19 protein-coding genes are annotated in these 26,984 nt (G+C 50.2%); 17 read left to right on the top strand and 2 right to left on the bottom strand.

From position 1 onward, the window contains the following. The first annotated feature begins 102 nt into the window (after positions 1 to 102). The 15 genes from PQG83_RS12595 (at position 103) to folE (ending at position 21,036) form a co-directional block, all read left to right on the top strand. On the top strand, positions 103 to 3,540 hold the full coding sequence (locus PQG83_RS12595) for a molybdopterin-dependent oxidoreductase (RefSeq protein ID WP_312741578.1): 3,438 nt from the start codon (positions 103 to 105) through the stop codon (positions 3,538 to 3,540). 172 nt (positions 3,541 to 3,712) lie between these two features. Beyond that, positions 3,713 to 4,129, top strand: coding sequence for a response regulator (locus tag PQG83_RS12590; protein WP_312741575.1), 417 nt, complete (start codon positions 3,713 to 3,715; stop codon positions 4,127 to 4,129). Positions 4,130 to 4,186: 57 nt separating this feature from the next. Then, positions 4,187 to 5,476: a 4Fe-4S dicluster domain-containing protein gene (locus PQG83_RS12585; protein WP_312644303.1), complete on the top strand. Its 1,290-nt coding sequence runs from the start codon at positions 4,187 to 4,189 to the stop codon at positions 5,474 to 5,476. A 369-nt stretch (positions 5,477 to 5,845) separates the two neighbouring features. Further along, the gene (locus PQG83_RS12580) at positions 5,846 to 7,072 is read left to right on the top strand and encodes an SUMF1/EgtB/PvdO family nonheme iron enzyme (RefSeq protein WP_312741571.1); all 1,227 of its coding nucleotides are present in this window, start codon (positions 5,846 to 5,848) and stop codon (positions 7,070 to 7,072) included. A gap of 46 nt (positions 7,073 to 7,118) precedes the next feature. After that, the gene (locus PQG83_RS12575) at positions 7,119 to 8,675 is read left to right on the top strand and encodes a bifunctional metallophosphatase/5'-nucleotidase (RefSeq protein ID WP_312741569.1); all 1,557 of its coding nucleotides are present in this window, start codon (positions 7,119 to 7,121) and stop codon (positions 8,673 to 8,675) included. 255 nt (positions 8,676 to 8,930) lie between these two features. Continuing rightward, positions 8,931 to 11,345: an energy-coupling factor transporter ATPase gene (locus tag PQG83_RS12570; protein ID WP_312741566.1), complete on the top strand. Its 2,415-nt coding sequence runs from the start codon at positions 8,931 to 8,933 to the stop codon at positions 11,343 to 11,345. A gap of 77 nt (positions 11,346 to 11,422) precedes the next feature. Next, a complete protein-coding gene (locus PQG83_RS12565) occupies positions 11,423 to 12,211 on the top strand; it encodes an energy-coupling factor transporter transmembrane component T family protein (protein WP_312741563.1) in 789 nt (262 codons plus the stop codon). Between the two features lie 703 nt (positions 12,212 to 12,914). Next, positions 12,915 to 13,223: a DUF167 domain-containing protein gene (locus PQG83_RS12560; RefSeq protein ID WP_312741560.1), complete on the top strand. Its 309-nt coding sequence runs from the start codon at positions 12,915 to 12,917 to the stop codon at positions 13,221 to 13,223. Between the two features lie 169 nt (positions 13,224 to 13,392). Continuing rightward, complete coding sequence (locus PQG83_RS12555; protein WP_312741558.1) at positions 13,393 to 16,488, top strand: nitric oxide reductase activation protein NorD; 3,096 nt, start codon at positions 13,393 to 13,395, stop codon at positions 16,486 to 16,488. Positions 16,489 to 16,505: 17 nt separating this feature from the next. Beyond that, complete coding sequence (locus PQG83_RS12550; protein WP_312741556.1) at positions 16,506 to 16,916, top strand: hypothetical protein; 411 nt, start codon at positions 16,506 to 16,508, stop codon at positions 16,914 to 16,916. Between the two features lie 42 nt (positions 16,917 to 16,958). Continuing rightward, the gene (gene mdh, locus PQG83_RS12545; protein WP_312741553.1) at positions 16,959 to 17,906 is read left to right on the top strand and encodes a malate dehydrogenase; all 948 of its coding nucleotides are present in this window, start codon (positions 16,959 to 16,961) and stop codon (positions 17,904 to 17,906) included. A 275-nt stretch (positions 17,907 to 18,181) separates the two neighbouring features. Further along, positions 18,182 to 19,477 (top strand): NADH-quinone oxidoreductase subunit NuoF, encoded by a 1,296-nt coding sequence (gene nuoF / locus PQG83_RS12540; RefSeq protein ID WP_312741550.1) that lies wholly within the window; start codon positions 18,182 to 18,184, stop codon positions 19,475 to 19,477. A 12-nt stretch (positions 19,478 to 19,489) separates the two neighbouring features. Continuing rightward, a complete protein-coding gene (locus PQG83_RS12535; RefSeq protein ID WP_312741546.1) occupies positions 19,490 to 19,816 on the top strand; it encodes a 2Fe-2S iron-sulfur cluster-binding protein in 327 nt (108 codons plus the stop codon). An 87-nt stretch (positions 19,817 to 19,903) separates the two neighbouring features. After that, on the top strand, positions 19,904 to 20,383 hold the full coding sequence (locus PQG83_RS12530) for a 6-carboxytetrahydropterin synthase (RefSeq protein WP_312741543.1): 480 nt from the start codon (positions 19,904 to 19,906) through the stop codon (positions 20,381 to 20,383). A 74-nt stretch (positions 20,384 to 20,457) separates the two neighbouring features. Next, on the top strand, positions 20,458 to 21,036 hold the full coding sequence (gene folE, locus PQG83_RS12525) for a GTP cyclohydrolase I FolE (protein ID WP_312749135.1): 579 nt from the start codon (positions 20,458 to 20,460) through the stop codon (positions 21,034 to 21,036). 326 nt (positions 21,037 to 21,362) lie between these two features. On the opposite strand, the gene PQG83_RS12520 is transcribed toward folE, so the two are convergent. After that, positions 21,363 to 22,157 (bottom strand): alpha/beta fold hydrolase, encoded by a 795-nt coding sequence (locus tag PQG83_RS12520; RefSeq protein ID WP_312741540.1) that lies wholly within the window; start codon positions 22,155 to 22,157, stop codon positions 21,363 to 21,365. A gap of 174 nt (positions 22,158 to 22,331) precedes the next feature. Between PQG83_RS12520 and PQG83_RS12515 the strand changes: the two genes are divergently transcribed. Then, positions 22,332 to 23,654 (top strand): replication-associated recombination protein A, encoded by a 1,323-nt coding sequence (locus PQG83_RS12515; RefSeq protein ID WP_312741537.1) that lies wholly within the window; start codon positions 22,332 to 22,334, stop codon positions 23,652 to 23,654. Positions 23,655 to 24,086: 432 nt separating this feature from the next. Then, positions 24,087 to 24,854 (top strand): hypothetical protein, encoded by a 768-nt coding sequence (locus PQG83_RS12510; protein ID WP_312741534.1) that lies wholly within the window; start codon positions 24,087 to 24,089, stop codon positions 24,852 to 24,854. A gap of 232 nt (positions 24,855 to 25,086) precedes the next feature. Here PQG83_RS12510 and PQG83_RS12505 read toward each other — a convergent pair whose 3' ends face one another. Beyond that, complete coding sequence (locus PQG83_RS12505) at positions 25,087 to 26,949, bottom strand: ABC-F family ATP-binding cassette domain-containing protein (RefSeq protein ID WP_312741532.1); 1,863 nt, start codon at positions 26,947 to 26,949, stop codon at positions 25,087 to 25,089. Positions 26,950 to 26,984 lie beyond the last annotated feature (35 nt).

Genomic DNA, 26,984 nt, shown 5'->3' with positions numbered 1-26,984 from the left:
AAGAAAGGAGGTGCAAGCAGGTCTGGGTTGAAGTCCAATTACGGAATCTTTAATTAATTATGGCTATCCGTAATGAGTTTTTTAAAAAAAGGAGGTCTTTTAATGTTTCTTTCTAGACGTCAATTCTTGAAAGTTTCTGCCGGGACTGTGGCGGCAGTCGCACTTGCCGATAAGGCTCTGGCCTTAACCGCCTTGCAGCCAGTCATTGAAGTGGGTAACCCCCTTGGTGAATATCCTGACCGTTCATGGGAGCGGGTCTACCACGACCAATATCGCTATGACAGTTCGTTTACCTGGGTTTGTTCCCCCAACGATACCCATGCCTGCCGCATTCGTGCGTTTGTGCGGAACGGGGTCGTGATGCGGGTTGAGCAAAATTATGACCATCAAACATATGAAGATCTCTATGGCAACCGTGGGACGTTCGCGCACAACCCCCGTATGTGTTTGAAGGGTTTTACGATGCATCGTCGGGTGTATGGTCCATACCGTTTAAAGGGGCCCTTGATGCGTCGAGGGTGGAAGGAATGGATGGATGACGGAAGCCCGGAATTCACTCCTGCTATTCAGACGAAATACAAGTTTAATGCGCGGTATTTGGACGACATGTTGCGGGTGTCCTGGGATACGGCGTTTACCTATTTGGCTAAGGCTATGATCATCATTGCCAACCGGTATAGCGGAGAATATGGGGCGCGCAAACTGCGTGAGCAAGGCTATCCACCGGAGATGATTGAAATGATGAAAGGCTCTGGAGTCCGGTCATTTAAATTCCGGGCCGGTATGCCTGTTTTGGGTATCATTGGGAAAATGGGCATTACCCGGATGAATGGCGGCTGCGGGGCTCTATTGGATTCCTACGTCAGAAAAGTCGGGCCTGAAAATGCTCAAGGAGGACGATACTGGAATAACTATACCTGGCACGGCGACCAGGACCCTTCCCAGCCCTGGTGGAATGGGACTCAAAATTGCGATATCGATTTGGCAGATATGCGGTTCTGTAAATTCAACACCAGTTGGGGTAAAAACTTCGTCGAAAACAAGATGCCGGAAGCCCACTGGAAACTGGAGTCGATTGAACGGGGTGCGCGAATTGCGGTCATTACCCCGGAATACAATCCGACGGCATATCGAGCCGACTACTGGATTCCCATCCGTCCCGAGTCAGATGGGTCCTTCTTTTTAGGGGCCTGCAAAATGATCGTGGATGAGGGTTTGTTCGATGCGGATTTCGTGCGGGCCAACACCGATATGCCACTGCTGGTTCGTACCGATACCCTTCAATATTTAGATCCGCGTGATGTCATTAAAGATTACCAGTTTCCTGATTTTACCAGTACCTATTCGGGCAAAGTGCAGACCCTGAAACCTGCGGAAATCGCCAGGTTAGGGGGAATCATGGTCTGGGATCTGAATAAAAATCAAGCGGTACCCATTCATCGTGAATTGGTAGGCTGGCATTTCAAGAAGAGTGGTATTGATCCGGCGTTGACGGGGACGCATCGGGTTCGGTTGCTTACCGGCCGGGAAGTGGACGTGATGCCGATTTTCCAAATGTATCAAGTCCATCTGCAAGACTATGATTTGGATACGGTCCATCAAATCTGTCGGTCGCCGAAGGATCTGATCGTTCGGTGGGCGCGAGATATGGGTACGGTCAAACCGGCGGCTATTCATAACGGAGAGGGTGTGTGCCATTACTTCCACATGACGCAAAACGGTCGTGCGGCGGCATTGACGCTCATTTATTCCGGAAATATGGGGAAATTCGGGAGCGGTTGCCATACCTGGTCCGGGAATTACAAGGCGGGTACATGGGCGGCAACACCATGGTCAGGATCCGGTCTTGCTGTGCATACCGGAGAGGATCCATTCAAGATCACGACGGACCCCAATGCTCATGGAAAAGAAATAAAAACCAGAAGTTACTACTATGGGGAAGAAGTCGGATATTGGAATCACGGCGATACGGCGTTGATTGTGAATACGCCCAAATATGGTCGTCGGGTGTTTACCGGAAAGACGCATATGCCGACACCGAGTAAATTCCGGTGGGTGGCCAACGTGAATGTGTTGAATAATTCGAAGCACCATTATGACATGGTCAAGAACGTGGATCCGCATAATGAATGTCTCGTGCATCAAGAAGTGGAAATGACCTCGGATGTCAACCATTTCGATGTGTCGTTTGCCGTGAATACCTGGATGGAGTTTACCTATCCAGAGCATACGGCGACGGTGTCGAATCCATGGTTCCAAGTATGGAAAGGCGGCATCCGGCCGTTGTATGACACGCGGAACGATTTGGATACGGTGGCGGGCGTGGCGGCTAAACTCACCGAAATGACCGGTGATGGCCGGTTCCGCGATTACTTCAAATTTGTCTATGACAATCGCGTGGACGTGTACCTCCAACGATTGTTGGATGCCGGTAACTGTTCCTATGGGTATAACGCGGACACGATGTTGAAATCGGAAAAGGGTTGGATGGTGATGACCCGGACCTATCCTCGACATCCATTTTGGGAAGAGACCAACGAATCGAAACCGATGTGGACCCGCAGCGGTCGCCTGGAGACCTACCGGGTGGAGCCGGAAGCCATTGAATATGGGGAAAACTTCATCGTGCATCGTGAAGGGCCAGAGGCCACTCCCTATTTGCCAAATGCGATTATGTCATCCAATCCGTATATCCGGCCGGATGACTATGGTGTGCCGATCACGGCGCAACATCATGACGACAAAACCGTCCGCAACATCAAGTTGCCCTGGGCGGAAATTAAACGATACGCCAATCCGCTCTGGGAGAAGGGGTATCAGTTCTATTGCGTAACGCCGAAGACCCGGCATCGGGTGCATAGCCAATGGTCGGTGAATGACTGGGTGCAGATGTATGAATCCAACTTTGGTGATGCCTATCGGATGGATAAGCGGACGCCAGGGGTGGGTGAACATCAAATCCATATCAACCCATCAGCGGCCAAAGATCGTGGGATCAACGACGGGGACTATGTCTACGTCGATGGGAACCCGGTGGACCGGCCGTATCGTGGCTGGAAGCCCAGCGATCCCTATTACAAGGTAGCGCGATTGATGATCCGGGCGAAGTACAACCCGGCCTTCCCGTACCATGTCACGATGGCCAAGCATGCGCCGTTCGTGTCGACGGCGAAGTCGGTAAAGGGGCATGAAACCCGGCCGGACGGACGGGCGATTGCACTGGATACCGGCTATCAATCGAACTTCCGGTATGGAGCGCAGCAGTCCTTTACTCGTAGTTGGCTGATGCCGATGCATCAAACCGACTCGTTACCGGGTAAACATCCAGTTGCCTGGAAATTCAAATGGGGTTTTGCGATTGATCATCATGCGGTCAATACGACGCCGAAGGAATGTCTCATCCGGATCACGAAAGCGGAGGATGGCGGCATCGGTGGTCGGGGGCCGTGGGAACCGGTCCGGACCGGGTTCACGCCAGGCCAGGAGAATGAGTTCATGATCAAATGGCTGAAGGGTGATCATATTAAGATCAAAGTGTAGGTGAGTTGGAGGCTGGGGGTTTTTTTTCTTGATTGCCGTCTAGAAAGAAACATTGCGAATACCTCCCCCAGCCTCCCTACTTACATGACGAATCTTACGGAGATTAGTCCTTTGGAGGATGCTATGACAGTTGAGATCGACGTAAATCACAACCAATTACCAGGACCTGTCGGTGAGCAAACCCTATGTATTTGTGGTGGATGATGATGAGGTGATTCGTGTAAACATCGCGAAAAAACTTTCTCGGTTACATTGCACGGTACGTGCCTTTGATTCGGGAGAGGCCTTGATGGAATTTATCAGAGATCATAGGGATGAGCCTGATGTGATCTTGGTGGACTATAAAATGGGTGGGATGAATGGGGTGGAAACCGTGCGGGCAGTGAGAAAGGTTTCATCCACTCCTACTGTAATTTTTACGGCGTATGAAGGCCTGGTGGACTTGCAGGCCGTGAAACAACTCGGGCGCTGCGAAGTCCTGCTCAAAACGATAGATCTGAGTGTGTTAGGTTCTATCGTGAATGAAGCGATGGCTGTAAGAAAGATGCGACAGTTAAATTGGGTTGATACCGGGGGGTTGCCAACCTGAGGGTTGGCTGGCGGTGCCTGGTCAGCCCCGAAATTTTCACCGAAACGGAGGACGACAATGCCTGAAGTGTATAACTGGCAGTTAGGACGAAAGATGCTGTATCCCTATGAGGAGCGGCATCCGAAATGGCAGTTTGCGTTTGTCTTTAACATCAACCGGTGTTTGGCGTGTCAAACCTGCTCGATGGCGGACAAGTCGACGTGGCTGTTCAGCAAAGGGCAGGAATACATGTGGTGGAACAACGTGGAGACGAAGCCGTACGGGGGCTATCCGCAGTTCTACGATGTCAAGATCACGCAGTTGATTGAGCAGGTCAATCCGGGCGGGCAGGTGTGGAACGTGCGGGTGGGCCGCAAACATCATGCGCCGTACGGAGTGTTTGAAGGGATGACGATCTTTGACGCGGGCGCCAAGATCGGGCAGGCGGCCATTGGCTACATCCCGACCGACCAGGAATGGCGGTTTGTGAATATTTATGAAGATACGGCGACCTCGATGCGGGCGATCGTGGAAGGGGTCGATAAGACGGGGTTTACGAAAGAAGAGCCGTGGAAAATGCAAGGCAGCAGCTTGCCGGAGCATGAGACGTACTTCTTCTACCTGCAACGCATCTGTAATCACTGTACGTATCCGGGGTGCCTGGCGGCGTGTCCGCGGAAGGCCATCTACAAGCGGCCGGAAGACGGGATTGTGTTGATCGACCAGAACCGGTGCCGGGGGTACAAGAAGTGTGTGGAGCAATGTCCGTTTAAAAAGCCGATGTACCGGGGCACGACGCGGGTGAGTGAGAAGTGTATTGCGTGCTATCCGCGGGTGGAAGGCAAAGACCCCTTAACGGGGGGTGAGCCGATGGAGACGCGGTGTATGGCGGCGTGCGTGGGCAAAATCCGGCTGCAAGGGTTGGTGAAGGTGGGCGATGACGGGCTCTGGGCGGAAGATCGCTGGAATCCGTTGTACTATACCATCCGGGTGGAACAAGTGGCGTTGCCGTTGTATCCGCAATGGGGCACGGAACCCAACGGGTTTTATATCCCCCCGCGGCAGGCGCCGCGAGGCTACATCCGGCAGATGTTCGGGCCGGGGGTGGATAATGCGATTGAGAAGTATCTGGTGCCGAGCCGGGAGTTGTTGGCGGTGCTGCAGTTGTGGCGGGCGAGCCAACAGATCATCTTCCGGTATGACGTGATTCCGGGGCCGAAAGTGTTTGAAACCCAAATCCATGGGCGGAAGTTTGAGATGTACAACGACACGGTGTTGGGGTTCAACAAATCGGGCAAGGAAGCGGTACGGCAGCAAGTGGAAGAGCCGATTTACATCCGCCCGGCGGAGCGGGTGAACTGGCTGTAAGCAGGTAGCCCAGAGGGGAACCCGAAGAGCAGGGGGTGACAGTCGTCACCCTCTGCTTTTTTTTTGGCTGCGTGCATCATTGAAGAAGTCTTGGGAAAAAGAAAGGTTATTGTTTAAAATCTATCCTAATGCCTATGGGGTGCCTTTTCCCTTGCACAGAACAGCCATTAGATGGTGAAACCATCATCATACACTTTGATATAAAATTGCCTGCTATTCTATTAGTGACAGGGTTTTTCCCCCTTTTGGTTGGAATTTTGATTCTCGTTCATTGAACTTTTATAGGGGGAGACGACTTGGTATAGTTAGTTTGGTGGGTCAATTAATTTGCTGGGACATTATTAGCTGTATCTCGGTTGAGGAGGCGCAATGTCGCAATCGCCACAATTGCAGAGAGAATTGGATTCGGCCAGGTCACGCACTGATAAATTATTTTCGTTTATGCGTGCCGAGGCCATGTATGAGCGTCCCATTCCTGAGCGAAATCGCTTAATTTTTTATTTGGGACATCTTGAGGCCTTTGACTGGAATCAGATTGGTCGGTGGACCTTGGGCATGCCATCATTTCATGAATCATTTGATCAATTATTTGAAGCCGGTATTGATCCTTCTCTTGGAAGCTTTCCCGTTGACCAACCCTCCGATTGGCCAACCATCAATGAGGTGTATCGATACAATGCGCGTGCTCGTGAAGAAGTGGATCGCCTGTTGACCTCTGTTCCAGAATGGATTGTTCATATGGTGGTTGAACATCGTCTGATGCATGCTGAGACCAACGCCTATTTACTGCACCATTTGGATCCGAAGCACAAGAACCCCCCATCCGATATTTCTCCCGTCTCATCTTTTTCAATCTCAGATGAAACGGCCAAGGATGAGATGATAGAAGTCCCGGAAGGGATAGCGACCTTGGGGATGAAACCGGACGAGGGGTTTGGCTGGGACAATGAATTCGCCCAACATGAAGTGGCTGTTCCTGGGTTTTTAATCAGCCGGTATAAAGTGACGAACCAACAATATTTGCGATTTGTGCAGGATGGTGGGGAGCCTTCGGCTTTTTGGGTCAAACGAGGGGATGACTGGTATATGCGAACCATGTTTCAAGAGATCCCTTTACCGAAATCTTGGCCAGTGTATGTGACGCATCGACAGGCGCAAGCGTATGCAAATTGGGTCGGGATGACCCTCCCGACCGAGGCGCAATTTCATCGCGCAGCCTTTGGCACTCCGGCTGGTAATGAACGGCCTTTCTCCTGGGGTGATGAGGCGTCAATGGTTCTACAGGTAAATGTTGATTCTCAATCGTGGGATTCCGTTCCGGTTACCAGCCAGTCTTATGAACGCAATGGTTTTGGAGTGGCTCAGATGGTGGGGAACGGCTGGGAATGGACATCGACTCTTTTTCACCCCTTTCAAGGTTTTTCACCCCTACCCACTTACCCTGGCTATTCGGCCAGATTTTTTGACCAGGATCATTATGTCGTGAAAGGTGGTGGTCCTCATACCCCGAGCCGGCTCTTGCGCCGGTCATTTCGAAATTGGTTTCGACAAAGTTACCCCTATGCGCATATCGGGTTTCGTTGTGTGCAATCTTAATGTATGACGCGGAGCTACCGTGTTGCGTTTTGAATTGAACCCTTCTATGCGACAGATACTACAAAGCGCAGGGTATTGGGGGCATTTCCTCCTTATCTTGATTCTCTGGGTGAATTCAGCCCACGCGACTGACAGGTTGGTGATTTTACATTCGAGTGAACATCATGGGGTTGCGCTTCCGCTTGATCAAGCCGGAGAGATGAAAATTGGGGGGTTGGCCAGGCGAGGCACAATTGTCGAAGAAGTTCGGCGAGAAGGCGGGCCGGTTTTGTTGGTGGATTCCGGGGATATCCTTATTGGAACGGCTTTGTCTTCCTGGTTTCGCGGTGAACCGGATATTCGGGCCATGAATCTGATCCGCTATGACGCGATGGTGGCTGGAAATCATGATTTTGATTATGGAATAGACCATCTTCGCACATTGGTCGAATTGGCCGATTTCCCAATTTTATGCACGAATCTTCAGTCTGAGCGATCCCTCCTGCCTTGCCGGCGCTCGTTTGTCACCCGCCTGGGGAATGTGGTCGTCGGGGTCTTAGGTATTGTCGGAAAAAGTAATTTTCCTGGTACCTTTAACCGGGAGGTGGCAAAGGAATTATCGTTGGTGGATCCGATTGTCTCTCTTCAAGCGGAGGCCCTGCGGTTACGAATGGAAGGCAATGTTGATCTGATCATTGCCCTCACGCATCAGGATAGTGAAGAAGACTTAAAAATTCTGGAAACCGTTGAGGGGGTGGATGTGCTCATCGGTGGACATACCGAAGGGTTTGACGGATTGTATGCTCCCGGGTTGATGGAGCCCGTTGAAACCATGACCCGACCCCAATCGGTGTATGTGAAGACGCATCGTCAGGGACGAACAATCGGGCGATTAGATCTGACGATTTCAGGCGGATCGGTGGTCCAGGCGCGTTCCTATAATATTCCAGTGACGGTGGCGGTTCCAGTAGAGCCAAAGGTTGAACAACTTTTACATGAATATCGACAGCGGTTTGCCCGGCATGCCACCCAGGTGTTGGGGGCGGCGGCGGTGCGGCTCCAGGGCGATCGACCGGTTATCAGGACCCAAGAAGCCAATCTAGGCAATTTGTTGGCCGATCGTATGCGAAACACGTTGGGCACGGATATCGCTTTGATTAATGCCGGACAGATTCGCCGAAGTCTGGAACCGGGTCCGGTCACACTTGGCGATGTGCTGTCAGTACTGCCCTTTGATTCCGCTCTTGTGACCCTACAGGTGACGGGAGCGAGGCTTCGTGAGGTTTTAGAGCATAGTGTGAGCCAATGGCCGAATCATTCTGGGCGGTTCTTCCAGATTTCCGGTCTCCAGGTCAGGTATCAAGGAAAGGCTCCTGTCGGGTCTCGTGTGAGCAGTATTATGGTTGGAGGTGTGCCGTTGGATATTTCCAAAACCTATACCGTGGCGACGGACGCATTTGTGGCTGACGGCGGGGATGGCTATGACATGTTGACACATGTCACACCCCGAACGGATCATCAAATCCCGCTGAGGGATTTGTTGCTGAATGCCTTAGCTGAAGGTCCGCTCTATGCGGAGGCTGATCATCGTATGGTATTCATGAACGGGAACGAAGAAAAATGACGTCAATGGCGTTCCTTGTCTTTGCTGAGCGGCTTCATGTCTACACGCTCGAGCGCTTCGCCGTGTAAGGGCGTAGCTCATTGGGCAACCTCAAAGTCCCCGTCTACTTCTCCTTCTGTCTAGATGATTGAGGCGTTGCCTCATTCTTGTTCTTTTTACATGTCGCTTCGGAAGCCATATTTGGAACGACAATCAAAATATTCATGATTCATCAGTCATCTGGATACCTTCCGTCCTAGGGCCTTTCATATATTCATGTCTATTCCTCAAAATGCTCGCGATTCACGACGATGGTGGGCTGACTTGCTGGCTGTCTGGCGGGATACCAGGCAGATTGTTCTAACGGCTCAGATTGCCGCAATTTATGCGGCGATTCTTATTCCCTTTAAAGTCGGCATTCCGATTGTTCCTGGTTTTGTGGAATTACGCCCGGCGAATGCTATTCCTATTGTCGCATCGCTGTTGTTTGGTCCCGCTGCGGCCTGGGGTGCAGGTATTGGCAATGTCATCGGAGATTGTTTCGGCACCCTGGGGCCTGCAAGTTTTTTTGGATTATTAGGCAACTTTATTTTTGGGTATCTTCCGTACGTATTGTGGGGGCATTTGGGGTGGGTTTCCTCTGGGCAGCCCCCTTTGGGGAAATCCTGGCGACAGATGATGGAATATGGCGTGGTGTGTGTGATTGCGTCAGCTGCTTGTGCCGGAATGATTGCGTGGGGAGTGGAGTGGTTGGGATTGTTACCCTTCGTTATTCTCGCTCCAGCGATCTTTTTTAATAATGTGGTAATGGGCTTGTTCCTCGGTCCTCCATTATTGAGTTTTCTCTATCCGAGGGTGCAACGGTGGCGATTACGATATGAAGATATTCGAGAATTAGATTCTTCCCCTATTCATCCTTCCCAAACTCTGCGGTCATATAAATCGAGGGAGGGCGAGAAGGCCAATGATCATCTCGACGACGCTATGGTGGACTGTCGTGGACTTTCCTTCCAATATGCCTCGGGTTCAGCGCCGGTTCTCCGGAATGTTTCCTTTTCCCTGGCTGCTGGGGAACTCGTCGTTCTGTTAGGCAGGAGTGGAAGTGGCAAATCCACAATATGCTATGCCTGTAATGGTCTTATTCCTCATATGATCCCTGGGGTTTTCTCCGGAACATTCCGGGTGAAGGGATGTAGAACCGTGGATGATCCCGTGTGGAAACAGGCCGGACGAGTCGGCTTGGTGTTTCAAGATTTTGATACGCAACTTGTAGCGACGACTGTTGAGGGGGAACTGCTGCATCCATTGGAATACCGTGATCCCCTGCTTTCTTCGGACGAGGTCCGACGGCGGATCGTTCATGCCCTCAGTCAAATCGGATTGGGCGATTGTGCCCACCGTGATCCCATGAGAATGTCCGGTGGCCAGAGGCAGCGGCTGGTGATGGCTTCTGTGCTCGTGCAGGAACCGGCGCTATTGGTCTTAGATGAACCCGGTTCAGATTACGATCCGGCAGGACGAGCACAATTGCGTAAGGTTTTACATAATCTTCGACAAGACGGGATTACTGTGCTTATGACGGAGCATGATGAGTGCTATCTTTTGCTAGCGGATCGGGTTCTGGTTTTAGATCAGGAGCAAATCGTCTGGGAGGGAAAACCTGAAGTCTTGTTGCGACAGCCTCGGTTGATGCGAAATTATGGTCTTCGACCCTTCGCCCTAACAGAATGTTTTGAAGAATGGGGCGTGGAACACTTGCCAATTTCGGTCGAGGAAGCCTGGACCCAGGCTGAGGTATTGAATCTTCGTCTGTCTCCTCCGGCGGCGGTCCTGGATGACTCGCTTCGTTTGGGTTACCTGCCGGAGAGAAAATCAACCATGGCTTTGCCCTTGATTCAGGTTGACAATGTTTCTTTCCGGTATGAAGAGCAGACGGTCCTGGATGAGGTGTCATTTACCATCCGTCCAGGAGATTTTCTGGCTTTGCTGGGTCAGAATGGATCCGGGAAAAGTACGCTTGCACGATTACTCAATGGCCTCTTGATGCCGACCCACGGCACCATCGTTGTGGACGGTATGGATACCCGCACCACATCGATGAATGAATTGGCGAGGCGCGTCGGATTAGTCTTTCAGAATCCTGATCATCAAATTTTCGCGGATACCGTCTGGGAAGAAGTTGCCTTCAGCGCGAAGAATATGGGTTGCTCTCAGGATGAGATTGTCGATCGGGTGCAAGAATCGCTGGCTGCTGTGGGTTTGCCCTTTGAGGGAAGTCGAAACTTAGATCCGTTTTCCCTAAGAAAAGGAGAGCGACAGCGGATTGCGGTCGCATCCGTGTTGGCTACCAGACCGGCTGTGTTGATTGTTGATGAGCCGACGACAGGGCTTGATGCTGATGAAACTGACCGGATGATGGCCATGATTCGTCGATTGAACCAACAGGGGCATACGATTGTGATGATCACACATTCGATGGGGCTTGTTGCCGCCTATGCCCGGCGCTGTTTGTTAATTCACAGCGGGAGAATTCTTGCTGATGGGACCCCCCGTGAAGTTTTTGCTGATCCGGGCTTGATCCAATCAGCATCATTAGAGATTCCGGCCATTTCTCGCTTTAGTCAACGATGGGGACAGACCTTGCTAACGGTGGAAGAACTGAAGGCTTCCTGCCGACCAGGTTTTCCATAAAACTTGTGGCCGATATTTTTCAGATAATGGAGAGCGTGTTTGGGGTGCGTGAGATTCGTAGGAATTGGTAAATACTGATGATTGTTTCCTTGTATCTTTCCCGGAATTCGTGGATGCACTGGTTAGATGGACGCACCAAAGTTCTAACGGTGCTTGGGGTGTTTGGGCTAGCCCTCTGTTTTTCGGATCCGTTCTACTTGCTGGTACTCTTTGGATTCGTAATGAGCGGGTTAGCCTTGTCTGGCGCGTGGGCCAATGTGAGGAAAATGTGGATGCTGACGGTTCTCCTTTTTGTTTATAGCGTGGCACTCTGGCCTTTCTTTGTCGAAGGTGTGACACCTGTGCCCCTCTTGCATGGGCTTGGAGTGACCTGGGAAGGCATCATGGTTGGCTTAGGCATGGGCTTGCGATTGTTAATTATGCTCTGGGCTGGGATTTGGCTACTTTCGACGATGTCGGTTGAAGAACTCGCGCAGGCCTCTCAGCAATTAGGACTTCCTTCACGGGCAGGGTTTGTCTTTTCCCTCGCATTCCGGTGGGTGGGAATGTTGTTGGGAGCAGGGGCGGGCGTGGTTCAAGCGCAGCGCTCACGCGGATTAGATGTGTCGACGGGCGGAATTCTGCAACGCATTCGTAAGTATGTGCCTCTCGTGATCCCATTGATTGGGCATGCCCTTCGTCAAACAAATCTTCTGGCCATGTCTTTAGAATCCAAAGGGTTCCATCCCTTAGCGACACGGCATTTTTACTCCACGGGAAAATTGGGTCTCCAAGACTATGCGGTTATGAGTGTGATGCTGATTTTGGTCGTTGTAGGCATTTGGTTGCGATGGCAGGGCATTGGAACGCTTGATGTGAGATTTTAAGAATTTGTGGTCTGCATCATTTCGCCTGGCGTATCCACCAGCTCTTCCCATAGGCAGGCAACAAATTGAGTCCTCTCATCCCTTTTGAAATGCGGCAAATGTTGGCTGGATTGGATAAGGTTGGCTCTGGAAAGATTGGCTCCCCAAAAGCTTTAAAAAAGATGCCTTATAATGGAGGAGAGGTCAAGTGAAAGACCTGAGAAGGAATGGAGGTGAATCGAGAGGGGTTGTAAGAACGGAAACCCCTAACTGACCATGGGGATGTGTTGGCAGGAGGTTTCTTCTTTAGCGAGTGCGACAAATTTTGAAATCTTTTTGATGCAACGGCCACAGCACTGCCGTTTGTCATTAAGTTCGAGGGCGTCCGCAAGCTTTAAGGGACAGGTGATACCTGCTTGCCCAAGTTCACGGACATCGGATTCTTTGATACCTTTGCAGATACAGATGAACATAAAAAAGCCGTTACTGAATGAACTTCCTTTCGAAAATGATAACCGTTATCAATCTAAAAATATTTTACTCACCATCTGGGTTCATGTCAAGATGTTGGTTCATGACATAAGATATTGAAAATTAATATGTTATTGCTATTTATGTGATAATGTTTTGTGTTTATCTCTCTCGTATCGATCTTTTTTTCTGACAAAAAAAGGTCAAAAATTTGTATCCGATATAGGAATTTTACATGGAATGGGCCAGGTGCGTGATAGAAAAATCCAAAGGTATAGAAATTCGAATTTATATTCAGCCACGAGCATCAAAAACGGAGATTGTTGGGTTCCATGGGGAAGCCTTGAAGATTCGCGTAGCGTCTCCGCCGGTAGATGGTCAGGCCAATGCAGAATTGTGTCGATTTTTGGCACAACATGTTGGTGTTCCCCGCCAATATGTGCAGCTGAAATCTGGTGTTAGCTCAAGACAGAAGCGAATCTTTATTGAAGGGAAAACCTTATCCGATGTAGCAGCAGCCCTGACGGACAGTCTTTCCTTGAAAAATTCTGAACATTCATGAGTTACGGAGATTAAAGAGAAGAATCTGCAAGATTGTTGGGTGAGTTTACAACCCTTGAAGCCACTTTTATAATGCCCAGCCGTAGTTGTGGTTAGGATGCGGTATGGGAATGTGCTGGGGAAGAACCCGTCTTGTACCCGTTTAACTCCCTCGGTTATTAATCAATTACATGTCTTCCTTTACCCCAAAAGATGAACTTCATGAGTTATTGGTCGACCGACTTGATGCGACCACGGCGCATGGTCTCGATGAACAACTCGCGGACCCTCGTCTCCGGATGCCTGTTCTAGAGTTACTCATTGAATTAAAAGAGATTTCGTCAAAAATACAGGGTGAAGCCGTATGGGCCATGGGTGAGGTGTGTCGAAAAAAATGCTTAGACAGTGCCATCCCATGGTTGGATTTAGGGATAACATTCGCTCAGGCCTCTGGCGCACTCGGTCTTCGGTACTTCAAAGAAAGCCCTATGATTCTCGGATTTCTGGAAAAAGAGTCGAATCGGGCCGAATTGTTGGCCCATGTCTTGGAGTTGGCCGATGGGTCAAATGAGGCCGCTCCACAATGTGCCTATGAATGGTTCAAGGTACTTCCCCAATTGTGCGGGGAGATTGCCCTTCCTGAGATTCGGGAATGGGCTCGATTAGGGATGGAGCTGGCCGATTGGAATTATGTATTAGGAAATGAATTTTTCCGGGAGTGTCCCTCCATTGCTAAAGCTATTCCGTTGGGATCGGCAAAGTCCTGGATTGGGTTTGGCATGAAACTCATGGTTCAAAACAGCCTTGGAAAGCCTGATTACATTGGAACCTTGGAGTTTTTTCGAGCCAGTCCAAGTTTGTTTCTTGAGATCCTTAATGAGAATGTCAAGCAAGGGGTCATTGATCTAGGTACGAACCTCGCAGATCATTCTCCCGAACAGGCGGTAGTTTTTTTGGCGAAGGCGCCAGAAGTGTTGGCTAGGGTCTCGACGGTCGAGTGGAAGATTCGAATCTTGAAATTCGGCCTTCTTGTGGCGGATCGGGATGCCGAGGCTACTCTCGCGTATTTTACTCAGGTTCCCGAGGTGGTCGTCTTGGCCGGCAAGGAAGACCATTCCGGTGTGTTTGATGCGTGGTTTGGCCAGGGTATGGAGGCCCTTGAGTATAGTGTTGAGGCTGGACGCGCCTTTTTTGGTCTGGAAACGCGGCAGGCCTGTTCAGCTGTTGAGCAGGCAATGAGTGGAGTGTCACTTCGTCAAGTCGCCAGATCGTTGAAAATGTTTGCCAGGGCGTTGTGTGGAGAGGATGTGGCCATAGAGGGGCTCCCGGAGGGGGGAGGTTCGTTCGGTGCCAGTCATATGTCAACGAGTCCCGTCACCGAGAAAGCTCAGGTGAGCGCGGACGGAAAAACGGTATATCTTCCTCTGGTCATGAGGCGATCGGAAACCCGTGAAGGAAACCGACGATGGTATACGGTCATGGTCGCCCATGAAGTTGGGCATGTGGAATTTGGCACGTATGCGCTCTCGACTGAAGTGTTGCAACGTGTGGCCACCAGGGTGCAGACCCGATACCACGAAGAAGTTCTTAGCCCCAATAGAGCCATTCACACATTGGGAAATCTCTTTCAACGCTACCCTCAACCCGAGATTATCCGGGATTTGTGGGAAATTGTGGAGGATGCTCGAATTGACTTTTTGCTCCGTCATGAATACCCAGGATTACAAGAGGATTTGACGTCTTTGACAAAAGAAGCCATGGAGCTTCGCACGCTTTCCCATGGGATGACGGCTCGTGAGATTGTGCTGGACGCATTGTTGTTGCTGTTTGCAGGATTCACCAAGGAGGAATTCACTCGTCCGGGACTTCAAGAGGTGATTGATGAAATCTGGCAGATTGCCCGAACCATCTTACACCCCACCGCGACCGTCGATGAATCTGTTGAACTTGCCGACCGGCTCTACCAGGAATTGGAGCGCCGGATTGGAACCCTGGAAAAGCACAATCAAGAACAAGAACTTGAACCCTTTTCCAATACTTCCGGGGTTTCCGACTCAGGCGGCCAACCTGAAGCGGCTGAACACTTAGAAGAGGCGTATCAGCCATTGAGTAACTGGGGATATCGGGGCATTCTCAATCCAGACCACGTCAAAGGAGGGGAAGAGGGAGAACAGGTGTCGAAAGGGCAGACAGGAGGGCAACAGGATCAAGTCGCCATAATGGGGGAAAAGGCTGGGGGGGACATACCCAGTCAATTTGAGCGTCGATCTCCTCACCAACCCGATCCTTCGCAAGATCCGAAGAAACCAACCTTTGGTGAATCACCTATGCAGCAGTGGTTTCAACCTACGTTTCGTCCGAGCGAGGGCCAACAGGGGGCTCGTCTCCGGGAGGGAGAGTATCTGTACGAAGAGTGGGATGGGACGGTACGTGACTATCGACCCCAATGGTGTCGTGTGATCGAACAGGCAGGCCGTGATGGGTCACCAGACTTTGTCGATGAAACGTTTCAAACGTATGGCCCGATGGTGCGACTCATCCGCCGTTATTTTGAAGCGATTCGTCCGGAAGCTTTTCGTCGAATGGGGCGCCAATCACATGGGGAGGACATTGATTTGGATGCCTTAGTGAATTGGATGGTGGATCGACGGCAAGGAAACGATTCTTCTGATCAGGTGTATGCCACCAGACAAAAACGTGATCGTCAGGTTGCGGTGGCATTTCTGGTGGATATGAGCGGGTCGACCGGACGGCAGATCGGAACTCGAGCGCGTCCCGTCATCGACATTGAAAAGGAAGGGTTGCTCCTGCTCTCAGAAGCGTTGTCTGCGATTGGCGACCAATACGCGATATATGGCTTTTCCGGGCAATCCCGGCAATCCGTGGACGTTCACGTGTTGAAAGATTTTGACCAACGACCCGGAGGGCGTGTCGGTTTGAAAATCAGCGGCGTAACTTCCAAACAGCAGAACCGTGATGGCGCGGCGATACGACATGCGCTGCAGCGATTGAAACAGCAAGCGGCGAAAGTCCGGCTTCTCATTCTGATCAGTGATGGGAAACCATTAGATGATGACTATGCGGATGAATATTCCCTGGAAGACACCAAAATGGCTCTTCGTGAAGCTCGTCTTCAAGGCGTCCATCCCTTCTGCATTACCATTGACCAAGCGCCCACCGATTATGTGAAACGGATGTATGGGGAGATTGGGTATGTAGTTGTCGATGAAGTCGAATCACTTCCGATGAAGTTGCCGAAAATTTATCAACGGCTTACGGCCAGATGAGCGGATATGGGAGATGTATGACCAGTTTACCTTCACACTCTGATGTGCCACCTTGGCTCTATAAGTTGTTTACCGGCCATCAATACCCCTATGTCCGACGGCAGGCGAAGTTTGACCGGAAAGATCGGCAGGAGGACGGAGAACGGTTCGAGCCAACTCAAGATGATATCCGTGAAAAATTTTGGGAAATCTTTCCTCGCTGTTCGACCAAAATGCTACAGGAGGTCAAGGTCGGGATGATTGTTGCGTTTAAGGAATTAGGAGGGTATGAGGCGGGAACCTACCAGGAGTTTATCGACCATCCGGAAGAGTTTTTGAGTCGGGAATACGGAAAGAAAAAAATCAAAGTCAATTTTTATGATGGAGATAATTTTGTGTGTACGATCAACTTTAAAGTCGCAGGGTGGACGAGCCATGACGATGATTAAACCCGCATGGCTGGAAACCCTTTCAAAGGGATGGGTGGTTTCATGAGCCGTATCAAAGTGACTGTGGTGGGAGCTGGAAATGTTGGAGGATCCATCGCGCAACGGTTGGCAGAAAAAAATTGGTACGACATTGTGCTGGTCGATATTGTCGAAGGTTTGCCGCAGGGCAAAGCATTGGACCTGGTCGAAGCCGGCCCAATTTGTGCCTACGATTCCGCCGTCACAGGTACGAATCAATATGAGGCGACCAAAGATTCCGACGTTGTGGTGATTACGTCAGGCGTACCTCGCCGGCCAGGGATGAGCCGTGATGAATTATTGGAAACCAATACCAAAATCGTGTCCGTGGTAGTCCGTGAGACGGCCACACGTTCCCCTGATGCCATTCTTATTATAGTCTCCAACCCTCTTGATGTGATGACCCACGTCGCGCATCGGGTCAGTGGGTTTCCCAGGAACCGGGTCATTGGAATGGCCGGCGTGTTGGATTCGGCACGATTCCGGTCCTTTATTGCGGAGGCCTTGCAGGTCTCGGTTGAGAATATTCACGCAATGGTTCTGGGGGGGCATGGCGATTCAATGGTGCCCTTGAATCGTTATACCACGGTGGCAGGGAGGCCGGTGACCGAATGGTTGTCGCCGGAGGCATTAGAGGCCCTGATCACGCGGACCCGCGAGGGAGGAATCGAAATCGTCAATCTACTCAAGACAGGGAGTGCCTATTATGCCCCGGCTGCCTCAGTCGTAGAAATGGTTGAAGCAATCTCTAAAGATCAAAAGAAAATCCTGCCTTGTGCGGCGTTATGTGCCGGGGAATATGGTTTTCACGACCTCTTTCTGGGTGTGCCGGTAAAACTAGGGGCAGGCGGAGCGGAAGAGATTATTGAGTATGCGCTCACCCCCGAGGAACACGCAGCTCTGGAGGTTTCAGCCGAAGCCGTTAAGGAATTGTGCAGCCATGTCGATCAGATGATGAAAAAGTCCCTCTAAACGTGATAGATGGCATGACGAACATGCCCATCGTTTTTCTTCACTAAATAGACGTGCCTTCTGGTCCTCTTGTTACCTTGACGACTTTAGCGACCCATTCGTATAGTGGGTAGTGCTCGTACGCTGAACCCGCCTTGACGCCTGATTTTCCTTAGGAATATGGAAGGAAATTTGGTTTTTCAAGGAAGGGATTTGTAAAAAAAAGACTATCGTCCAAGTGGTGAACAAAATGGGAAAACACATGTTGGTCCAAACCATAGATCAAGGGGGCTTCGGTGGATAACGCGTTCGCACCTCGGGTGTTGCGGGAGGTAAAGGGAGAACCAGGGGACATAGAGGCGTACCGCCAGCAAGGGGGGTATGAAGCTTGGGTTCAATGTGTCACGAAGAATGATCCGCATGCCATAATCGCACAATTGAAAGAGGCCCATCTGCGAGGACGAGGGGGCGCTGGATTCCCTACCGGACTGAAATGGGACAAGGTGGTCAATCATCGCGTCAAAGAGCGATATTTTGTCTGCAATGCCGGGGAGCATGAACCTGGGACGTTCAAAGATCGATATTTGCTTCGACATCATCCTCACCAACTTCTCGAAGGATGCCTGATTGCGGCGTATACCATTGGAGCGAAGGCGGCGTATATCTATTTAAATCATGAATTTTCCGAAGAGCGAGCCATCTTTGAGCGAGCTAAGGAGCAGGCCACAGAGCAGGGCTTATTGGGAAAGAATTTTCTTGGTACAGGTCTCACCCTGGATATTGAAATTTTTGATGGATATGGCAGTTACGTGGCGGGTGAAGAAACTGCGATGTTGGAATCCATGCAGGGTCGTCCAGCTCAGCCTAAGCAAAAGCCACCATTTTATCCCACGGAGTTTGGACTGCATGGCAAGCCGACCTTGGTCAATAATGTTGAAACGCTGTCGAATATTCCCCAACTGTTGCGAAACGGACCAGAATGGTTTCGTCAGGTCGGCACCAGTACTACCCCAGGGACGATGTTGTTTTCGCTCAGTGGAGCCGTGAATCGGCCCGGTGTGTATGAACTGCCGTTGGGAACGTCCATCCGACATCTGATTGAGATCTGTGGACAGGGCGTGCCGAACGGACATGGTGTCAAAGCCGTGTTCCCCGGAGGACCGTCCTTTTCCATGGTAGGGGCGGATCAATTGGATTTACCCATGGATTTTGATTCGCTTAAGAAAGCTGGCACTGGATTGGGGTCTGCTGGCGTCATTGTTGTCGATGATGCGACGTGCATGGTGGAGCAAACGCTCAAGTTTTCCGGATTTTTTGAACGGGAAAGTTGTGGGCAATGTCCACCCTGCCGAATTGGTACGCAGGAATTAGCGATCCTAATGCGGAAAATCGAAGATGGATCAGGAGAAGAGCGCGATCTGGCCAAACTGTTGCAAATTTGTGGGTTTGTCAAAGGCACCGGATTTTGTACTCTGGTGACCGGAGCTGCGGTGTTGGTACAAAATAGCCTACGCCTGTTCCGTCACGAGTTCGAAGATCATATTCGCCTGGGACGATGTCCGTTCAAGCCGGTTCCAGTTGGCGCTGAGTAAGGAGGAGATTTTATGCCTCGCGTAACATTTCTTCATCCGGAAGGGAAGTCTGGCGAAGTTTCTGAAGGTCTTTCCCTCTTAGAAGTCGCGGAGATACTTGGATTTCCATTGAATCATGATTGCGGGGGCAACGCCTCCTGCACGACCTGCCGGGTAGATGTGGTTGCGGGCGAAGGGAATCTTTCTGATATCGATTTTGATGAGCAGGATTTGCTCGATCGGGAAGCACTGACTGAGCCTTACCATCGGTTAGGCTGTCAGGCTCGAGTGTTAGGAGATGTGATTGTGCAAGTCCCCGAAGAAAAATGGGGTGAAGCCGATGTTGAACGATCTGCCTAGCTTTGTCCTTTTTCCAAGGGTAAAGGTAGGGAGTGAGGGGACCCGCCTCAGCCGTATTGTTCAGTTCATGCTTTGCAATGTGAAAGAATGCTGAGACCGACTGTTATGCCGACTGCATCGTCCATCACCAGAACCTATCGGTTTTGCGCCGCCCATCGTCTCCATACCGATCAATTGCCAGAGGAGACTAATAAAAAGATTTTTGGAAAATGTAATAATCTGAACGGGCATGGACATAATTATACGATTCTGGTGACGGTGGCCGGAGAATTGGATATGCGCACAGGGTTGATCACAAACGTGGACGCCTTGGACCAACTCGTCAAAGACAAGATAATCGATCGTTTTGATCATCAACATCTCAATTTTGATCCCGCCTTTGCACAAGTCACGACAACTGGTGAGAATTTAACGCGTTTAATTTGGGATCTACTGGTTGATCAGATTCCTTCCGGGTATTTGGAGAAAATTGGGGTGATTGAAACCAGAGATAACTTCTTTGAATATATGGGTGCTCCAAGAGTGACCAGCGAATCTTCCAACAGTAACGGGATAAAGGAGAACTAATGCCGAGTAAGACGAAGCGGCCCTCATCTGTCAAACCACAGGCAGTCGATCCACACAATAGCCAGCCAGTCCGAATGCCCAATCTCCCGAATCTGGAAATCATTGTAAAGCAACTACTGGAAAATTTGGGAGAAAATCCCCAACGGCATGGTTTAACCGATACGCCCAAGCGGGTAGCCAAATCCTTTGCCTTCCTTACCAAAGGTTATCAACAAGATATCGATGAATTATTGAATGGGGCTCTGTTCCCTATCGTCTATGATGAGATGGTCATCGTGCGCGATATTGATTTTTTCAGCCTCTGTGAGCATCACCTTCTGCCGTTTTTTGGGAAATGTCATATCGGGTATATTCCCAATAAGCATGTGGTGGGCTTGAGCAAAATCCCACGGATTGTCGATGCGTTTAGTCGTCGTCTGCAAGTCCAGGAACGGTTGACGGTCCAGATTGCAGACACCCTTCACACGAAGCTCAAACCGCGTGGGGTGGCTGTTGTCATGGAAGCCCGCCATCTGTGTATGAGTATGCGGGGAGTAGAAAGGCAGAATACCGTGGCGGTCACCAGTGAAATGCTGGGTGTGTTTCGCAAACAAGAACAAACCCGTAACGAATTTCTTAAGCTCATTCGCCAGCGCGGATGTGACGGCGATTAGATGTTTCCATCCATTTCATCTTTCCCGTTCAAAAATAGCTGATGGCTGGAATTTTCTAGATAGTTGATTCTTATAGTGGAATCAGTTTAAATGCGACATTATTGAGTTTTCATAGGTTTTTCCCATGGAAGGGCATGTTGCGCAGGAGGCGCCGGTCTCATCCTTATTTTTCTTTCTGGTTTTGTGTGTGGTCTGGGACAAGAGAAGCTCTTTTTGATTTCCCCTCAATTTCCTTTCCGTTAGGCCCGTCGTTTCTCCATTTCTGTAGTTCCAACCCAACTCCTTCATCGGATATTTTTCTGATCGGTTTGGGGTTGCGGCAATACTCATAACCGGTGTGATGTAAGAAAGCTCCGAAGTGCTTCATTGAAGGCGGCGGGTTGTTCAAAATTCGATAGATGGCCGGCTTCAGGGATGGTGACCAGGATTGAACCGGTTATCCGGTTGGCCATGTATTGAGACTCTGAGATCGGGGTAGCGACATCATCCTCGCCCACAATGATCAAAGTCGGGCAGGTGATTGTGGATAAAATGTCTGTTGAATCAGGTCTAGCGGCCATAGCCACCAAATCGACGACAATTCCCCCCGTTGATGTTTGAAGAATCATCTGTCGAACCTGCTCCACAATTTCAGAATGACGCTCAATGGTGGAAGGGGCCAGAAGTTTGGGAAGCATGAGGTCGGCAATGGCCGGTGCACCATCGGTAAAAGCGACTTGAGCCATCGACCCACGTCCAACTTTTCCTTCTTCACTATCCGCTTGCGCTCGTGTATCTGCCAAAACCATGGCTTTTACCCGATCAGCATAATGTCGGTAGATCGAAAAGAGGGTATATCCGCCCATCGATAAGCCCACAAACACCGCTTGAGCAATCCCTAAATGATCGAGCAGGTGCATGATATCCTTGGCATAATCGTCCAACGTATCATTCCATGGCACAATGTCAGATTCTCCATGTCCTCCAAGGTCAATGGTGATCACTCGATAGGTGTCCTTCAGCGCATCGACTTGAGGTTGCCACATGGTTTTGGAAAGTGGAAAGGCATGGATGAAGACGAGCGGCGTGCCGTCCCCTTGATCGGAATACCCGACGGTAACTCCATGAATCAGCGCTTTCACCGATCTCTCCTTTTTTGTCGATGGGAGCCACCTCGAATTTTCTCGAGTGATGTCATCAAGGAGCCATATGCTGGTTTCATTTGCGGGTGCATGACCGGTGGTTATAGCATACTGAGAATAGAGAGGTAATCACAGAATCGCCTTCCAGAAATGCTTAGGGGTACGTGCATTTTTATGGAATCCTTTGAGCCACAGTCGCAAGAAGATCTTTTCCCCGTTCAGGAACCTTCCGATAAACGCGACGCTCCGTTAGCAGAGAGGATGCGGCCGCTGGACTTTGATGAGTTTGTGGGACAGGAAGACGTCCTGGCCGAAGGTCAGCCCCTGCGTGTGGCCATTGAACAGGATCGTGCGCCCTCACTTATTCTCTGGGGCCCGCCTGGGACGGGGAAGACGACCCTAGCAAGTTTAATCGCCAATAAAACCCGGGCAACATTTGTCCCGTTTTCAGCGGTGCTCAGTGGCGTGCCGGAGTTGCGCGGATTGCTGAAAACGGCCCAACAACGCCGGAAGGTGTCAGGACAGCGTACCCTTCTTTTTGTGGATGAAATCCATCGATTCAATAAAGCGCAACAGGATGCCTTCCTCCCCTATGTTGAACGGGGAGATATCATACTCATTGGAGCCACCACACAGAATCCTTCCTTCGAAGTGATTGCTCCCTTGTTGTCCCGGTCTATGGTGGTGGTGCTTCAATCCTTAAATGAAGAGGCGTTGAGGCATATCTTGAATCGTGCCCTTTCGGATACGAAACGTGGGCTCGGTTCCTCACGCGTCACCCTCACTCCCGACGCGCAGCGTCTGTTGATTGGATATGGGAATGGCGATGCCCGGTCGATGTTAACGGGCCTGGAATTTGTCGTTGGCCAATTTGCGAAGCCAGGCGAACCGATCACCATCGATCAACCGCACGTCAAGCAAGCCTTGAAGCAGAAGGCCTTACGATACGACCGGGATGGAGAAGAGCACTACAATCTAATTTCGGCCTTTATTAAAAGTATGCGGGATTCCGATCCGGATGGGGCGTTGTATTGGCTGGCGAGAATGTTGGAAGGTGGAGAAGATCCCAAGTTCATCGCCAGGCGCATGATGATTTTTGCGTCTGAAGATATCGGGATGGCCGACCCGCAGGGGCTCTTGATTGCCTCAGGTGTTTTCCATGCGGTGGAGGTCATCGGATTACCCGAGGCACAAATCAACTTGGCGCATGGGGTGACCTATTTAGCCGCTGCTCCAAAAAGCAACGCATCGTATATGGGGCTGAGGGCAGCGAGGAAAGATGCCAAGGAAAAGGGCAATCTCTCCGTCCCGCTGCACCTGCGCAATGCAGTGAGTTCACTCATGAAGGATTTGGACTATGGGAAAAATTACCGTTATGCCCATGATGATCCAAGCGGAGCCAAAGCCCAAACTCATCTTCCTAAAGAATTAGAAGGTCGCAAATATTATCACCCCAAGAGCCCTTCCTCTCCCTCGTCTAATCTGGATGAGGAATGAGATCGTAACGCGTCCTGGTAATTGTGGCGTACCGAATTTAAGAGCTGGGTTTCCTCCCGGCAGCCGAGGTCCTTTTGTTTCGGTAAAAGGACCCAAAACCATGTTGGCCGTGGTGTGGCCCTTCGGGTTCCCTTCACGGTTCGCCGACTCCGGCGGCGCGCAAACTCGCGGAGCTTGGCCTGAGTCTTCTCGAAGGGCTCAAACAGTGCGCGCCTTTTTCCCGAAGTCGCCTGCACTGCTCGGCCACACCACAAGGCCAGGAGAGACGGCGGAAACATGGAAGGAACAGGTTTAATCGGATTCAAAAATGAGTTGACACAAAACACCGAAAAAAACTAAACGAATACGTAAATCTTTTCCATCAAAATTAGCTATAACGTGGAAAAGGTAGAAATGCGAACGAAAGTCCTTGACTAGGTAAAAGGATTGTATATGACGCCAGAAGTACAAAATGCTGCGATCGGTTGTCTGGAAGAAGGAACTCAGAAAATCATAAATTTGTATACATATACTGCTCTATTACTGAATGCCTGTGATGTTGCAGCAAAAGGGTACGAAGCTCGTAAAGATAATTTTCAATTAAGTACAACAATGTATATACCTGATTCTCTACGGCTACCAGTTGAGGTGGAGAGGAAGGTAGAGGTTGTATTTCATCGAAATGACTTGCCAGGCGCTTACAGAGGCGAGGCACCAAAAAAATTAGCTGAAGACTTCATAATTCGAATGGTGGCTGTAATGGACGATGTACTAGAAGATATATATGAAAAAACGCTTCCTTTAGTCTTTCCAGATTTGAGTGAAGCTGATATCACTAAAAAAGTAAGGGCATCTTGGTGCCAAGATAAAAACGAACATGTAAATATTTTCAATTTCCTTGTTAATGATGCTGGTCTTAAATCACCTAAAGGCCGGCGGTCTACTCTGGATATGGTCTTTGATCGCTATTATGAAATGAGAGAAATAAGACACGCAATAGTTCATAGTGCAGGCATATTATCAGAGAAGAGCAAAGTTAGACTGAACAGCTTAGCTGAACGCTTACCTAAAGATTTGAGGACGGGTTCTTTAGCGTTGAAACCGTTTTTAGCTGATGGAGTCGTCAAATTAACTGGTCTGGAGATTTTGATGCTACGACATTGGGCATATACCACCATAATGGATTATCTCAAAAATTCGTTTAAGGAAAGTGGTTCTTAAAATAAGATACCTTTAATATTGGTGAAGGGAAGACCTAAAAATGTAACGAAACACCCTATAGTGTTACATGCGTCATTTTAAATTCACCTAATTTTAATGGAATTGAAGGGAAAGTATGCATCGTTTCTATAGTTTTTCTCCTTTGGATTAGAGCATGCAGCGAGTCTGAAGCCTTGGGCTCTTTTTCGGGTGGAGTGGTTTTTTGTGCGGGATAAAACAGAAATGTGTGGTATTAGGAAATCTGGGATTGTTGTTTTTCGAGTTGGGCGCTGAGATCGCCCCATTTGTGCGTGAGGCGGTCCAGGTCGTGTCCCCATTGTTCGCGTTCGTGGTGGAGGGCATTCCAGCGGGAGTAGTCTTGATAGGTTGCCGGGTCGGCGAGTTCCACGTCCCGAGCTTTGATTTGTTCTTCGAGCTGACCAATTTCTTTTTCAGCGGTGGCGACCTGCTTTTCCAGGCGGGCGATGCTTTTGGAGAGGTCTCGTCGTGAGGGAGCGTCAGGAGTGGCGACGGCTGTCTTGGCTTTCCCATTGGTGAGGTGCTCGGTGGTGGGTTTTTCTTTGTGGGGCTTCTCTTTTTTCTTCGATTTTTTCTTGTCGGGTGTGGCTTCCGGCGGAATCTGGTCTTCCAATTCTTTGGCCCGTTTCCAGCAATAGTATTCATAGTCGCCGATGTAATCGCGGGCTTGTCCATCGTCGATTTCCACGACGCGCGTGGCTACTCGCATGAGGAATGTGGGGTCGTGCGAGATAAACACCATGGTTCCGGGAAATTGGAGCAGTGCGTCCGTTAACATATCCACGGATGTGGGATCCAAGTGGTTGGTCGGCTCATCTAAGAGCAGGGTGTTGGCTGGCTCGACTAACATGCGGGCTAAGGCGACTCGATTGCGTTCCCCGCCACTCAAGGCTTTGATGGGTTTTTTCTGATCATCACCGGAGAATAAAAACGCGCCGGCCAATCCTCTTAGAAAATTTCGTTCAGTCATGGGCGCGGCTTCTTCCAGTGAATCCAATATGGAATGTTCAGATTTCAGGATTTCGGCCTGGTGCTGAGCAAAATAGTGGAGGGTGACCCCGTGACCCAAAGTTCTGGACCCTTTTTCGAATTCCAAGACTCCAGCAAGGATTTTAAGAAGTGTAGATTTTCCAGCCCCGTTTTCTCCGACCAAGGCTACGCGTTGTCCCCGTTCAACCGAAAAATCCAAGCCCTCATAGATGATTTTATCCCCATAGCGTTTCCCGATATCCCGTAGTTCAAATACGTCTTTCCCGCTGGCCGGCGGATCCGGAAATTTAAATCGCAACCGTTTCGTGTCCCGCTGCAATTCAATACGTTTGACTTTTTCAAGTTGTTTGATGCGGGACTGCACCTGGCTGGCTTTGTTGGCCTGGTATCGGAACCGGTCGACGAAGTTTTGGACACGTGCAATTTCTTTAGATTGTCGATTGGCGGCGGCCTCTTCCTGGGCGTCTCGCTCTGCACGGAGCTTTTGAAACCGCGTATAATTGCCCCGGTATTCCTGCAAGGTATGGTTCCGGACTTCCCAAATATGGGTGACCATGTTGTCTAAAAAGCCAATGTCATGACTGATGATCAACAGTGTGAAATTTGAAGAGAGTAAAAATGATTCCAGCCAACGCTGCGTGGGCTTGTCCAGATGGTTGGTCGGCTCGTCCAGCATGAGAACGTCGGGGGCTGACAGTAATAAGTGAGCCAAGGCCACCCGCATGCGATAGCCGCCGGAAAGGGTGTCAATCTTGCGTTCCCAATCCGACTCCTGAAATCCCAATCCCGCAAGAATCCGCTTGGCTTCGTGATCGGGAAATTGATTCCGGTGTGTGGCATCAAGAATGGTATTTCCCGGCAAAGACTCCAGTTCCTGTGGCAGATAGCCAATTCGAAGAAATGGCCGTTGTCGAATCTTTCCGCTTTCTATCTCCTCCTCATTGAGGATCATGCGCATCAGTGAGGTTTTCCCTGATCCATTCGGACCAACGAGTCCCACACGGGTGTTAGGCTTGAGGTGGGCCGAAGCCTCAATGAACAGGGGTTTCGTGGGGTAGCTCTTGGAGATTTGTTCAATATGCAGCATGCGGAAACACCATCCAAAATGTGAGATGAAAACTG

The organism is Candidatus Nitrospira neomarina (genome assembly GCF_032051675.1).
In the GTDB taxonomy this organism is placed as follows: Bacteria; Nitrospirota; Nitrospiria; order Nitrospirales; family UBA8639; genus Nitrospira_E; species Nitrospira_E neomarina.
This window is presented reverse-complemented; position numbering and strand designations above follow the sequence as displayed.